This is a genomic window from uncultured Microbulbifer sp. (genome assembly GCF_913055755.1).
Lineage (GTDB): Bacteria > Pseudomonadota > Gammaproteobacteria > Pseudomonadales > Cellvibrionaceae > Microbulbifer.
The window spans coordinates 1-13,504 of the sequence record NZ_CAJXKH010000024.1 but is presented as its reverse complement, the minus strand read 5'-3'; the positions used below and the strand labels follow the sequence as shown (position 1 = coordinate 13,504).

Here is a 13,504-nt window from a genome sequence, read left to right as displayed (position 1 = left end):
TTTTGTCGGGGGAATAGTGATTTTTCGGCAGATGGCTACATGGAGAAAGCGTAGCCGGAAGGATTTTTTCTGCGTTCAGTGTGGCGGAAAGTTGATTGGATAACGTGGATTAAATATTGAAGCTGAAGGTGGTGTACCAGTAGCGCCCGGTAAGGTCGTAGGTTCGCGCGTCGAAATTGTCATTGAATGCAGAAGCAGCGAAAGGTGGTGCCTGGTCGAGCAGGTTGTCGATTCCGATGGCAAAGCGCACACCGCTTGGCACTGCATAGGCGACCTGGAGATCGTGGGTGGACCAGCTCTTAATATTGCGATGTACCGGTGTGTCGTCACGGGTAAAGCTTTCGTCCATGGCGCTGACAAAATGCACGGTGTAGCCACCTTCCCAGCGGCCGCGCTGCCAGTAAACCCCGGTATTTGCCTTCCAGTCCGGCAGGGAACCCGCGCCACCACTGGCAGGGTCGATAAAGGTACCGGCGAAATCCTCCACCGGGCTGCCGGGGGCAAGTTGATTGAGGTAGCGATAGATATGGCTGCTGTTCAGAGACCAGCGGATCAGGCCCAGTGATCGCGACTGATACTGGTAGCGCATGCTGGTGTCCATGCCCATCACTTCCCGGGCACCAATATTGAGCCTGGTGGCAACGATCCTGGTGATATCACCGGCGTCGTCCCGCAGTACCCGGTTGCTGAACAGGCCGTTCATGGCGTTCTGGTTGATCAGGTACTGGGGGCTGGTATCGATCACATCGTTCTGGCGGATTTCAAACAGGTCAACGCTGGCGTGAAACCCGGTGAAGTCGCCCGGGGTCCACACAATGCCCAGAGCGCGGTTGTCGGAAGTCTCCGGTTGCAGGTCCGGATTACCGCCAAATTCGGTCAGGTACTGGATGCGCGCCTGGTCAGCGCGGCCATTGCAGCCCGGCAGTGTATCCGCACTACTGGTGGTGCAGGGGTCGAACAGGTATTCCTGGCTCTGGTAGCCGGTCTGGTTCATGTCCACCAGGGTCGGCGCCTTGAAGCCGGTGGCGTAACTCGCGCGCAGTAACAGCGACGGCCAGGGGCGCCAGCGCAGGGCGAGCTTGGGGTTGGCTGTGCTGCCGAAATCGCTGTAGTCCGAGTAACGGATGGCACCGTCCAGCCACAGGGACTCTGCGCGCAGAGGCAGGGAGATTTCCGCAAAGGCCTCGCCGATCAGGCGCTGGCCCTGTGCGGATCCGGAGGCGACACCACCGATAGGGGAAAAGCCATCGGCATCGGTGGAGGTGAAATCGATGGATTCCCGTCGTACCTCCACGCCCGCCGCTGACAGAATATCACCGGCGGCGTTTTGTCCCAGTGGGCCATCGGCGATATAGGTGATGGAGGTCATCCGACTGGTGCCATCTACCTCGTTCTGTGCGCGGATATAGTCCAGCTGTGCGTCGGTGATCGAGCCGGTGGGGCCGAGCAGGTCGATCGGCACGCAGCCGTTGTCGGTGTTGCAGGTTTCCGGGCCCTTCAGGCCTGCTGACAGGCGGCGGGGGTCGATCAGGTTGTTGAGGGTTTCCCGGGCTCGGGTGTAGTGGGTGGCGGCCACCAGTTCCCACTGCCAGTCGTCAATCAAGCCCTTGAGGCCGCTATTGATACGCCAGGTATCGGTACGGTTGCTCTGCACCCGAGGCCCCAGTTCCAGGACCCGCTTGCGCACGTCGGTGATGGTTTCACCAAAGGGGTTATATACCTGATCCGCTGCAATCGTCAGATCGCCGTTATCGAAACGGGTAAAAATCGGGGTGGGGGCGAGGGTTGATTCCGAGCGGGTGCGCACCGCCATGGTTTCGGTATAAAACTCGACATTTTCCGCCAGCTTGCGATTGCCCGCCACGTAGAGCGACTGGCGCTCGGATGGCACCAGTGCCGAGGTGTAATCGCGGAAATTGTGCAGGTCTTCCGGTGTCCAGGCGCGGTAACCCCCGTCTTCGGCGTTGGTTACCACTTCGTCGGCCAGCGCGATGAACGCCTCGGGAGAGGCGGACGAGCGCAGGTCGGTACCGCCCAGGCTGCGGTTGTCAGCATTTTCAGACAGCTCGCGGTCACGGCTGAAGATCTCGCCCTGGCGGTAATGGGCCAGGCTCAGCATCAGGTGGCCTTCTTCACTGCCGCCGCCCCAGGTCAGGCTGTAGGAGTCGGTCTGCTGGTCGTCACGGCTGCTCTGGCCGTAATAGGTGTTGATAGAAAGGCCGTCGAAGTCCCGGCGCAGCAGGATATTCACAACCCCGGCGATGGCGTCGGAGCCGTACACCGCGGAAGCGCCGTCCTTCAGCACTTCAATGCGGTCCACCGCCGACAGCGGGATGGTATTCAGGTCCGCCGCTTCGCCGCCGAAACCGTTGCTGACGATACGGCGGCCATTGATCAGCACCAGGGTGTTGCTGGCGGGCAGTCCGCGCAGCGTCACGGTGGCGGTGCCATTGCCGCCATTGGTGACCGAGGTGCTGGTGGAGTTGCCGGAAACCGCGGGCAGGTATTTCAGCAGTTCTGCAACGGTCTGGGCACCGGTGATTTCCAGTTCCGGCTGCGCGAGCACGTCGATGGGGGCGTAGCTGTCCAGCTTGAGGTAGCGCAGGTGACTACCGGTCAGGCTGCGGCCGGTGACGGTCACTTCTTCAGCCGGTAGCGGGGCAAGGGGCTCTTCTTCTACAGCCTGTGGCGTTACTTTCCTCGCCACAATGGCCACGGCATTGGTACCGGTGTGGGTAAAGGTCAGTGGGGTGTCGCGCAGGAGTTGTTCGAGCGCGGGAGCAGCGCTGCCGTCGGGGCTTGCGAGTGTTTGCGCGGGAATATAGATGCTGGTGGCACTGTCAGCCTGCACTGCCAGGGAGATACGGCACTGGCGGCCCAGCGCAATCAGGGCCTGGGAAAGGTTGCCGGACTTGAGCTCGATCCCGTCGCGCGGACAGGCGGCAAGTGCACTCTTGGAGAGCACCAGCAGGCCTGTCAGGGACAGAGATACCCAATGCCGAAGTTTCAAATGTAAATCCCACCCACCGTGCCGGCGCGATCAGCGACCGAAGCAGCTAGTTGTTCTCGTCGTTTTCTTTTGAGTTGTGGTGGGGGTATTTCGCAGGCTTTTGGCTAAAAAAGATACGATTTACCCCAGGCGGGATTTATATCTCAGTTGGGCTTTGCTGACAAGAGAGTCAGGTTGGGGTTGCTGTGATCCTCAGCGAGTCCCAGGGCGGCGGCGATGGCGGAAAGGGTGTTTTCCGGGTCGGTCAGCTCGAAAGTGCCGGACAGGGTGCGGTCCTCTACACCCGGTGCCGCAGCGGCCGGTACATTCAGGTAGCGGTTGAGTTCCTCGAGTGCTTCATTCAGCGGGGTCTGCTCGAACACCAGCTGGCCGTGGGTCCAGTCCAGGGCTTCCTCGGCGGAAGTGCGGGCAACATCGCCGATGCCGCTGCCGGAAACGCTGACCTTCTGGTTGCGGGTCAGCTTGACTGACTCCGGTTCCAGGCCGCTGGCTGCCTTGGATTCACTGACCGCCACAGTACCCCCGGTCACGGAAACCCGGGTATTGCCGGGATTGCGCTCCACGTTGAACTGGGTACCCAGCACACGGATATTGGCGCTGCCGGCAGCGACGGTAAACGGGCGCGAGGTCTGGCGGGCCACGTCAAAGAAGGCTTCCCCGCGCATCAGCTGGGTGCGGCGCTCTTCGCGGCTGAAGTTGACGATCAGTTCCGAATTGGTGTTCAGCTTCACTTCGGAGCCGTCTGCCAGGGATACGGTGCGGGTTTCGCCAACTGTGGTGACGTAGATCTGTTGCTGGGTCGGGCTCTGCTGCAGCCACTCGTTGCCAACCCACAGGGCCACTGCGAGGCAGGCTGTGGCCAGGCTGCCGCCGAGCAACCACTGTGGCAGCTGCCAGCCAGTGGATACTTTGCCGGTTTGCTCACGCTTGCCAGTGGCCGCGGTCTGTTGCGCAGCGCCCGTGCGATAAGTGGTGCTGGGAACGCTTTCGGGGTAGAGCTCGTCGATTGGCAGGTGGGAGAGGACGCCCAGGTCACCCCAGAGTTCGGCCATTTCGTCGAAGGCCTGGCGGTTGCTGTCGGATTCTGACATCCACGCGGCAAACGCACGGCGGTCGGCCGCGCTGAGCGCGTCAGAGCGCAGGCGGGCAATCCAGGCACATGCCTGATCCAGCCTCTCTTCCGACAGTCCGTCTTGTATTTCCTGGGGGTTCACCGCACCAATACCTTGTTTGCCACTAATCTGAAAATGCTTCGGGTTGCCAGATAATTCTGCTGCAACCTTTTTTGAATCTTTGGCAGTCTCTGCCCTTCGCAATACCTATAGCATCAGCGGAAAATATTGCGAGAATATTGCCCCGCAAAGCGCCGCTCTGCTGACAGTCTTTAATGCTATGACCGTTTAGTTCGCAAATGCACCAATATGGTGCCTGTTTTTTTGGCCTCTAAATCAACCGTTTTGGCCTGTCTGTGCAATTTGTGCATGAAAACGCCGCAAAATTTAGCACATTATTCTGTCAAAGTCTGTTTTTACTGGACCAGATATCGCTCTTCACATGTATGACGAATGGCCCGGGGACTCCCTCAAATTATTTTTCTACTTTCTGCTGCACCACAGTGCAGCAACATTTCATCCTGCCGCACCGTGGTGCAGCCAGGGCGGGTCAGTGGCGATGGCCCACCCTGGCAATGTGTGAATAGATATATAAAGAGGGAGATTGGAGGCGATTGGGGCTACTGCGCCCCGACCCGCTGCCTGCAGAGTTTGAGTGCCTGAAGGATGTATTTCTCCACACTGCTGACAGAAATATTCATTTCTTCGGCAATTTCCGTGTAGGAAAGGCCGCGGTTGCGGTGCAGGAGGAACGCCTGGCGGCACTTCAGGGGCAGGCTGTCCATGGCATTGTGGATGGCCTGCAGCTGTTGTCGCGCCGCCAGTACCCGCTCGGGGGACTGGTGGCAGGCGTAATCGTCGTCGGTAGCGGTGGCACCTTCCGCGGGCAGTTGCTGGCTCACATATTCAATGTGCAGTTTGCCCCGGCGCAGCTGGTCTACCGCCAGGTTGTTGGCGATCTGGAACAGGTAGGCGCGGGGATTTTCCAGATCTTTCTCGTCGCTGAGCTTCTGTAGCCGCAGGTAGGCGTGCTGGGCGATATCCTCTGCATCTTCCGTGTTGCGGACGATGCGGGTGATGAAACGCACCAATGCCTGGCCGTGATCGGCAAACAGCGATTCCAGAAGAGTCTTCCGGGCTTTTTTCATCGGTCAGTAGGGACCCCGTACTGCGGTCAATTTGCTTGTTGTAATCGTTATAAGGCAGGTGACTTCAAGTTATAACACACATGAACGGGAGTCGACGAGTGGTCGTTTTGACGCGATAGGTCGACGAGGGGATCAAAGTGGTGGCATGTGTATCCCTGTCCGGCGTTGCCGGTATAATGCCGGGCTTGCCGATAATTCCGGGATGTCGCGCGAATTCGCGGTCTGCGCCGTGCGGCACCCCATTAGACAGACACAAGGCGCCCCGGGGCGCGGAGAGCGGATGAGTTATCAAGTACTGGCGCGCAAGTGGCGGCCAAGGTTGTTTCGGGAAATGGTCGGTCAGGAGCATGTGCTCCAGGCCCTGATCAACGCCCTGGACAACAATCGCCTGCATCACGCCTACCTGTTTGCCGGTACCCGGGGGGTGGGCAAGACCACCATCGCGCGGATTCTGGCCAAGTGCCTCAACTGCGAGACCGGCGTCAGTTCCGAGCCCTGCGGCCAGTGTTCCGTGTGTACGGAGATTGCCGATGGCCGTTTCGTCGACCTGATCGAGGTGGACGCCGCCTCCCGCACCAAGGTCGAGGACACCCGGGAGCTGCTGGAAAATGTGCAGTATGCGCCGACACGGGGGCGCTACAAGGTGTACCTGATCGACGAGGTGCACATGCTGTCCAACAGCTCGTTCAACGCGCTGCTAAAAACCTTGGAAGAGCCGCCGCCCCACGTCAAATTCCTGCTCGCGACCACCGACCCGCAGAAACTCCCGGTGACCGTGCTGTCGCGCTGCCTGCAGTTCAACCTCAAGAACATGAGCCCCGAGCGGGTGGTGGACCACCTGCGCTACGTGCTGGAAAAAGAGCTGGTGCCATTCGAAGAGGCCGCGCTCTGGCACCTGGGGCGAGCGGCGGATGGCAGTATGCGCGATGCCATGAGCCTTACCGACCAGGCCATCGCCTTCGGCGGCGGCAAGATCAGCGAGGGCGAAGTCCGCGCCATGCTGGGCACCCTCGACAGTGCCCTGGTGTGGAAGCTGGTGCAGGCTCTGGCTGCGGAAGATCCGGGCGCGTTGTTTAGTGCGGTGAATGAGCTTTCGGAACAGGCGCCGGATTACAGCGCCGCGCTGGCCGAGCTGGCATCCATTCTCCACCGTATCGCCATTGCCCAGGTGCTGCCGCAGGCGGTCGACAATGCCCTCGGGGATGCCGAGCTGTTGCAGCAGCACGCGGCGACCATCGCCAGTGAAAACGTACAGCTCTATTACCAGATGGCGCTGCTAGCCCGCCGCGACCTGCCCCTGGCGCCGGACCCTCGCGGCGGCTTCGAAATGGCTCTGTTGCGCATGCTGGCGTTCAAGCCCCAGGGCGTGGCAAATATTCCGACGGCCAGAATCGGCGCTTCTGCCGCAGCCGCCAGTGGCGACGCGCCGCAAGCCGCGGCGGTGGCGCGGGCACCGGAACCCGCAGTGGATGCCGAGGCTGAAACGGTAAAAAAGTCCCAGGCTGAGCCCGAGCCGGCGGTTGCCGGCGACCGCGATATGAACGCAGGTGCCAATACAGGCACTGCCAGCGCCGGGATGCCCACTGCGCCTGCCGGCGAACCCGCTCCCGCCCCCGCAGAAGCGGCAGTGCCGGAACCCGAGGTTGCCGTAGCGCCAGAAGCGCAGCAGCCTGCACCACAGATGCAGCAGCCAGCGCCGCAGTCCCGGCAGCCAGAACCGCAGCCACAACCGGCGGATGACTTGCCGCCGTGGGAAGAGCCCGCGCCGCAGCCATTCCAGCAGCCGAACCCCGCGGCAGCGGTAGAAGCGCCCCCGGTGACAGAGCCGGCCGCGGATACCCGGGCGGAAATGCGCGAGCGCCTGCGTCAGCAGGTGGCCGCGGTGGAATCCACACCGCCGGCGCCGGTCGAGCCGCCCCCGGCGCGCGCGCCCCAGCCCGAGGCCCAGCCCGCGCCGGCGGCGCGCCTGGAGGCCCTGACCCCGGGCAGCTGGCCAGCCATGTACCCGCAGCTGGGGGTGACCGGCATCCTGCATTCCATTGCCTCGCACCTGGAGTTGCTGGGGCGGCAGGACAATATACTTTCTTTTACCTTGGACCAGTCGTTCAGCAGCCTGTACGACGAGGGCCACCAGCGCCGCCTCGCGGACGTGCTGGGAGACTTTTTCCGGCAGCCCCTGGTGGTGCAGATCCAGGTCGGCCAGGTGCAGGGCGGGACCCCGGCTCGCCTGGTGGCAGCCACCAAGGAGGCGCAGCTGCAGTCCGCCCGCGACGCACTGAGCAGTGACCCGCTGGTGCAGGACCTGCAGTCGGAACTCGGCGCGCAGCTGATCCCCGAATCGGTAGAGTATTTGGGTTGATCGCGCGGGGTTATATCAACTTGAACGAAGCGGTGAATAAATGATGAAAGGTTTCGGCGATATCATGCAGCAGGCCCAGAAAATGCAGGCCGATATGCAGGAACGCATGGAAAAAATGCAGAAAGAGCTGGCAGACCTGCGGGTAACCGGCGAGGCCGGTGCCGGTATGGTGAAGGTCACCATGAGCGGGCGTCACGATGTAACCTCGGTGAACATTGACCCTAGCCTGCTGACCGAAGACAAGGAAATGCTGGAGGACCTGCTGGCCGCAGCGGTGAATGACACCGTGCGCCGGGTAGAGGAAGCACAGCAGAAATTGCAGAAAGAACAGATGGGCGGCCTGGCCGCGGGCATGAACCTCCCCGAGGGTTTCAAGTTCCCGTTTGGCTGAGGTCCCGAGGCGAAAGCGGCAAGGGCCCCAAGCGGGCCCTTTTGTTTACCCACGCTCCCGATAGAAAACGTATTTATGTTCAGCCCCCTGATTGAAGACCTGATTCGCGCACTGCGCTGCCTGCCGGGTGTCGGACCCAAGTCCGCCCAGCGCATGGCCATGTACCTGCTGGAGAAAGACCGCGATGCCGCGGGACTGCTCGCCAGTTCCCTGCAGCAGGCGGTGGAAAAGGTGGGCCGCTGCAGCAAGTGTCGCACCCTTACCGAGCAGCCCGTCTGTAGCCTGTGTGACAACAGCCGGCGGGATCATGCGCTGATGTGTGTGGTGGAAACGCCGGCAGACGTGCTCGCCATCGAACAGGCGGGGAACTACCACGGGCTCTATTTTGTGCTCCACGGGCACCTGTCACCCATTGATGGCATCGGCCCCGCAGATCTGGGGCTGGACCTGTTGAATGAGCGCCTGGGCAGTGAAGGGGAGTCGATCAGTGAGCTGATCATCGCCACCAACCCCACCGTGGAAGGGGAGGCCACCGCGCAGTTTATTGCCGAGCGCGCCCGCGCCAAGGGGGTTGCGGTGAGCCGTATTGCCCACGGCGTGCCCATCGGCGGAGAGCTGGAATACATCGATGGCGGCACCCTCGCCCACGCCTTCAACAGCCGCACGGTATTGTGATGCAGCAGGTAAGCAAACAACTGGTGGACACCCGCCCGATCTGGATCGACTCCAGCGCGCAACTGGCAGAGCTCTGCGCCCGCTGGCGCGAGCAGAGCGCGGTGGCGCTGGACACCGAATTTATGCGCAGCCGCACCTTTTATCCGCTGCCGGCGCTGGTGCAGATTGGCGATGGTAAACACAGCTATCTGATCGACAACCTGGCGATCGATAACCTGGAACCCCTGCGGGAGCTGATGCTCGACACCCGGGTGATCAAGGTGATGCACTCCTGCAGTGAGGACCTGGAAACCCTCGACCGCCTGCTGGGTGCCATTCCGGAACCGATTTTCGATACCCAGATCGCCGCCGCGCTGACCAATATGGGCGCGGGTCTCGGCTATGCGGCGACGGTACAGAAGCTGCTGCAGATCGACCTGCCGAAAAGCGAAACCCGGTCCGACTGGCTGCAGCGACCGCTCAGCGAATCGCAGAAAAATTATGCCGCACTGGACGTGGCCTGGCTGCCGCTGGTGTACGGCATGCTGCTCAAGCAGTTGCGCGAGCTGGGGCGGCTGGAATGGCTGCAGGAAGATTGCGCGGCCCTGGTACAGGCGGCGAAAAATCCCGAGCCGCCGGAACTCTATTACCAGCGTGCCAAGGGCGCCTGGCGCCTCAAGGGGGCGCAGCTGGCGGTGTTGCAGGACCTGTGTGCCTGGCGCGAACGCGAGGCGCGCCTGCAGGACGTGCCGCGCAACCACCTGCTGAAGGAAAATGTCTGCCTGTCGCTGGCACAGGCGATGCCGAAATACCTGGCCACGCTTTCCCAGCCCGGGCTGGAGGGCAAAACCCTGCGGGTTTACGGTGAAACCCTGCTGCAACTGATTGCCCGCGCCGCGGAAAGGACGGACATTCCTCCGGCCCTGCCGCAGCCACTGAACCGGCAGCAGGGCGACCAGCTGAAATCCCTGCGCAAAAAGGCCGGCGAACTGGCGGAAGCCAAGGCGCTGCCCCCGGAAATCCTGGTGCGCAAGAAGGAGCTGGAAACGCTGGTGCAGGCCGAAAAACCGCAGCTTGAAGGGCGCCTGCTGGGCTGGCGTCGCGAGGTGATTGGCGAACCGCTGCTGGCACATCTGGCGCAATTGAGAGGTAACTGATGAAAACCCTGTGCGATATCTACCGCAGCCCGCGGGAATCGGAAATGTATCTTTATGTATGCAAGCAGCAGGGTATGCAGGCGGTGCCGGAAAAACTGCAGCAACTGTTCGGCAAGCCGGTGCACGTCACCACACTGTTGTTGACACCGGAACGCAAACTGGCACGCGCAGATGTGGACAAGGTCATGAACGCGCTGCAGGAACAGGGCTACTATTTGCAGATGCCGCCGGTAGCCGACGATGAAATGCGGGCGATTGCCGCGCAGAACAGCAAGCTGCCGCGCGGCTGAGTGGGTAACTGTCGTGGTTAGTCAAACACCGTTCTGGCAGCGCAAAAGCCTGGAGGAAATGACCGAGGCGGAGTGGGAGTCCCTCTGCGACGGTTGCGGCCGCTGTTGCCTGCACCGCCTGGAAGACGAGGAAACCCTGGAGGTCTACACCACCTGTGTTTCCTGTCGCCTGCTGGATACCCACAGTTGCCGCTGCAGCAATTACCCGGAACGCAAAAAGTATGTGCCGGATTGCATCCAGCTGACCCCGAAAGATGCCACAGGATTTGCCTGGCTGCCTGCGACCTGCGCTTACCGCACTCTGGCAGAGGGGCGGCCGCTGGCGAGCTGGCACCCGCTGGTGTCCGGTGATCCGGGCTCGGTACATACGGCAGGTATTTCGGTGCAGGACCAGGTGATCAGCGAAGACCAGGTACACCCGGACGATTTTCAGGAACATATCGTCACCTGGGTTGGTGACGAATAAGCAAGAAGCAAAGACTATGACGGAAGAATTCAAGCTTGCCTGGGCGATTTACGCCGGTGGTGTAGTGGTACTGTTGCTGGCGGGGTGGTGGTTCCTGCGCAACTGGCGCTGGGGCTGGCTGCGCAACCTGTTGTTGCTGGAGGCGGCGACGGTTCTGCTGGTGCCGGCCCGGGGCACGGTACCCGATAGCCCGCCGATTCCGGTACTGCCGCTGTTTGTGTACCAGACGCTGTTCGAGGAGGACGGTGCGTCGGCCGAAGTTTCCGCGAGCCTGGTGTTTGCCGCCGGTGGTGCGTTTGCGGTGATGCTGATCATTGGCATCATTTCCCTGATGCTGCACCGCAGCAAGCACCGTCGCATGACCGAGAGCGACCAGTACTAAAGTACCAGTCAGTACTGACTTGTGGTTCTCGTTCTCGCTTCGACCCATTGGTGCGGAATACCGCGCCAATCCTCTCTTCCTTCCCCTTTCCGGCAGCGCCGATTAATCGGCAGCTGCTATATCTAATAGAACCGGCGTCACCCTGCGGGCGGTCACTTGATCGGCGAGCGGGGGGTGCCTCCGGCGGAGCCCCCGGGGACGGGGGGCGCGACACAGCAAAACAGATACAGACAAATCACAAAAAGTGCCAGCAGGGGCATTGGCTGTGCAATCAAGATGAAGGGACAGGGATGCTCGACCATCTGCTCATTCTGACCGCGGTTATGTTGGTCTCCGGTATCCTCGGGGGCCTGGTAAATTATTACCAGATGCTGTTTACCGAGGAGGATCCGGCGGGGCTGGCGCGCTGCCTGATCATGGGGTTGTGCGGCGCTTTGATGGTGCCGATTTTCCTTAAGTTCACCCAGAGCGACCTGTTGATCGAGATTCAGGGTGATCCTTCGCGCCTGCTGATTTTTACTGGTTACTGTCTGTTGGCGGCAATTGCTTCGCGGATGTTTGTGTTCAATGCGGCCCGCCGCCAGTTGCGGGATGCGAGTATTGCGCGTGCGCGGGTGGAGAATCTGGAGCAGGAGATCCGTGCGATGCAGCTGGAGATGATGCCGCTGCTGGAGCATGAGATTGAGGGTGATCCTGATCAGGGGCCGACGCTGGATTTCAATCAGATTCGCAAGCTGGATGACAATGCGCTGCATGTGCTGGGTCTGCTGAACAATGGTGATTGTGTGTTCCGTTCGCTGGCGGGGATGGCGCAGGAGGGGGGCATGGAGACCAATTCTGTGGCGCGGGCGTTGAACAGTCTGCTGGTGCTGGAGATGGTGGGCAAGATCCACAGCCATCTCGGTATCCGCTGGTATATCACCGACAAGGGCCGCCAGGTGGTGCGCCGTCGGCGGGCGCAGGTTGCCTGATTCTAGATATCCTCAGTTCTCTTTTTCGTTCACGTAGCTAGGTTCGGTGGCGGTGCCGCTACCGGGGGCTACCTTGTGAGACACGCCGTGAACCCATCCATGGGGGCTCTTCGAAAACGTCCCTGTTTTCGAAGGTCTCACAAGGTATCCCCCGGTATCGGCACCTTCGCCGATAGTTTGAATTTCCTTACCTAACTGAGGTGCTGCGGCCGCTGCCGTCACCCAATCTGGCCGATTCCGCCTTTGGCGAGCCTTCCCCGATCCTTTACCATGGTGCAAATTTCGAACGAATCCATGGTGAAATGCGCATGAAATTCACGGGAACCGACAGTTACGTTGCGACGGGCGATCTGCAGATGGCGGTCGACGCGGCGGTCACTCTTGAGCGTCCGCTGCTGATCAAGGGGGAGCCGGGTACCGGTAAGACTCTGTTGGCGGAGGAGGTGGCGCGCAGTCTGGGTTTGCGGCTGATCCAGTGGCATATCAAGTCGACCACCAAGGCGCAGCAGGGGCTGTACGAGTACGATGCGGTTTCCCGTCTGCGGGACTCTCAGCTGGGGGTGGATAAGGTCCACGATATCCGCAATTACATCAAGAAGGGTAAGTTGTGGGAGGCCTTTGAGGCGGATGAGCGGGTGGTGTTGCTGATCGATGAGATCGATAAGGCGGACATTGAGTTCCCGAACGATCTGCTGGTGGAAATCGACCGTATGCAGTTTTTCGTCTATGAGACGGGGGAGACGATTACGGCGAAGCAGCGTCCAATTGTGATTATTACGTCGAACAATGAAAAGGAGCTGCCGGATGCGTTCCTGCGCCGCTGCTTTTTCCATTACATCAGTTTCCCGGATCGGGAGACGATGCATAAGATCGTGGATGTGCATTACCCGGATATCAAGAAGAACCTGGTGGCGGAGGCGATGGATATTTTCTTCCAGATCCGCGAGGTGCCTGGATTGAAGAAGAAGCCTTCAACTTCGGAGCTGATCGATTGGCTGAAGCTGTTGCTGGCGGATGATATTCCCGAGGAAGTGTTGAAAAACCGCGATGCGAAATCCGCGATTCCGCCGCTGTACGGCGCGCTGCTGAAGAATGAGCAGGACGTACATATGCTTGAGCGTCTGGCGTTTATGGCTCGCAGGGAGGGGCGCTGACGTAGATAGTCCTGTGGCGGCGGCGCTACCGGGTGGGGCTTTGTGGGACACGCCGTGTACCCATCCCTGGGGGCTCTGCACCGCCATCCATGGCGGTGAAGGTCCCACAAAGCCCCACCCGGTATCGCCGCCTTCTCCCGAATATTTGACTTCGTTGCGCGAACGCTATGCTCATTGGCTTTTTCCTGAACCTCCGCCGCTATCAACTTCCGGTTTCCATCACCGAGCTGCTCTCGTTGCTGGAAGCCCTGCAGCAACGCCTGGTGTACGCGAACCTGGACGATTTCTACTTCCTCGCCCGCACCTGTCTGATCAAAGACGAAAAGCACTTCGATAAATTCGACCGCGCCTTCGCCGCCTATTTCAAAGACCTGGAATCCCTGGACGATGTGCTCGAACAGATGATTCCC

Annotated in this window: 12 protein-coding genes and 1 pseudogene; 10 read left to right on the top strand and 3 right to left on the bottom strand. The window is 60.7% G+C overall.

The window, feature by feature from the left end; genetic code table 11:
- Positions 1–109: 109 nt before the first annotated feature.
- The 3 genes from QZ511_RS06280 to QZ511_RS06270 all read right to left on the bottom strand — a co-directional run bounded on the left by QZ511_RS06280 (position 110) and on the right by QZ511_RS06270 (position 5,270).
- A complete protein-coding gene (locus QZ511_RS06280; RefSeq protein WP_295800575.1) occupies positions 110–3,010 on the bottom strand; it encodes a TonB-dependent receptor in 2,901 nt (966 codons plus the stop codon).
- 143 nt (positions 3,011–3,153) lie between these two features.
- Entirely contained in the window at positions 3,154–4,224 is a 1,071-nt protein-coding gene (locus QZ511_RS06275; protein WP_295800571.1) for a FecR family protein, read from the bottom strand.
- Between the two features lie 518 nt (positions 4,225–4,742).
- Positions 4,743–5,270, bottom strand: a complete 528-nt coding sequence (locus QZ511_RS06270; protein WP_295800568.1) for an RNA polymerase sigma factor — start codon at positions 5,268–5,270, stop codon at positions 4,743–4,745.
- Positions 5,271–5,550: 280 nt separating this feature from the next.
- Between QZ511_RS06270 and dnaX the strand changes: the two genes are divergently transcribed.
- The 10 genes and pseudogenes from dnaX to QZ511_RS06220 all read left to right on the top strand — a co-directional run.
- The gene (gene dnaX, locus QZ511_RS06265; protein WP_295800566.1) at positions 5,551–7,629 is read left to right on the top strand and encodes a DNA polymerase III subunit gamma/tau; all 2,079 of its coding nucleotides are present in this window, start codon (positions 5,551–5,553) and stop codon (positions 7,627–7,629) included.
- A 43-nt stretch (positions 7,630–7,672) separates the two neighbouring features.
- A complete protein-coding gene (locus tag QZ511_RS06260; protein WP_295800627.1) occupies positions 7,673–8,020 on the top strand; it encodes a YbaB/EbfC family nucleoid-associated protein in 348 nt (115 codons plus the stop codon).
- A gap of 75 nt (positions 8,021–8,095) precedes the next feature.
- Positions 8,096–8,695, top strand: coding sequence for a recombination mediator RecR (gene recR, locus QZ511_RS06255; protein ID WP_295800562.1), 600 nt, complete (start codon positions 8,096–8,098; stop codon positions 8,693–8,695).
- Positions 8,695–9,831 (top strand): ribonuclease D, encoded by a 1,137-nt coding sequence (rnd, locus tag QZ511_RS06250; protein ID WP_295800559.1) that lies wholly within the window; start codon positions 8,695–8,697, stop codon positions 9,829–9,831. The genes recR and rnd overlap by 1 nt, the downstream gene beginning before the upstream one ends.
- The gene (locus tag QZ511_RS06245; protein WP_295800555.1) at positions 9,831–10,121 is read left to right on the top strand and encodes a YcgL domain-containing protein; all 291 of its coding nucleotides are present in this window, start codon (positions 9,831–9,833) and stop codon (positions 10,119–10,121) included. The genes rnd and QZ511_RS06245 overlap by 1 nt, the downstream gene beginning before the upstream one ends.
- A 13-nt stretch (positions 10,122–10,134) precedes the next feature.
- Complete coding sequence (locus QZ511_RS06240) at positions 10,135–10,587, top strand: YcgN family cysteine cluster protein (protein WP_295800552.1); 453 nt, start codon at positions 10,135–10,137, stop codon at positions 10,585–10,587.
- A gap of 16 nt (positions 10,588–10,603) precedes the next feature.
- Positions 10,604–10,969, top strand: a complete 366-nt coding sequence (locus QZ511_RS06235) for a hypothetical protein (RefSeq protein WP_295800549.1) — start codon at positions 10,604–10,606, stop codon at positions 10,967–10,969.
- A 290-nt stretch (positions 10,970–11,259) separates the two neighbouring features.
- Positions 11,260–11,940, top strand: a complete 681-nt coding sequence (locus QZ511_RS06230) for a YEATS-associated helix-containing protein (RefSeq protein ID WP_295800547.1) — start codon at positions 11,260–11,262, stop codon at positions 11,938–11,940.
- 308 nt (positions 11,941–12,248) lie between these two features.
- Positions 12,249–13,094: a MoxR family ATPase gene (locus QZ511_RS06225; protein WP_295800544.1), complete on the top strand. Its 846-nt coding sequence runs from the start codon at positions 12,249–12,251 to the stop codon at positions 13,092–13,094.
- A gap of 167 nt (positions 13,095–13,261) precedes the next feature.
- Positions 13,262–13,504 (top strand): annotated as a pseudogene (locus tag QZ511_RS06220) (hypothetical protein); the annotation flags it as partial.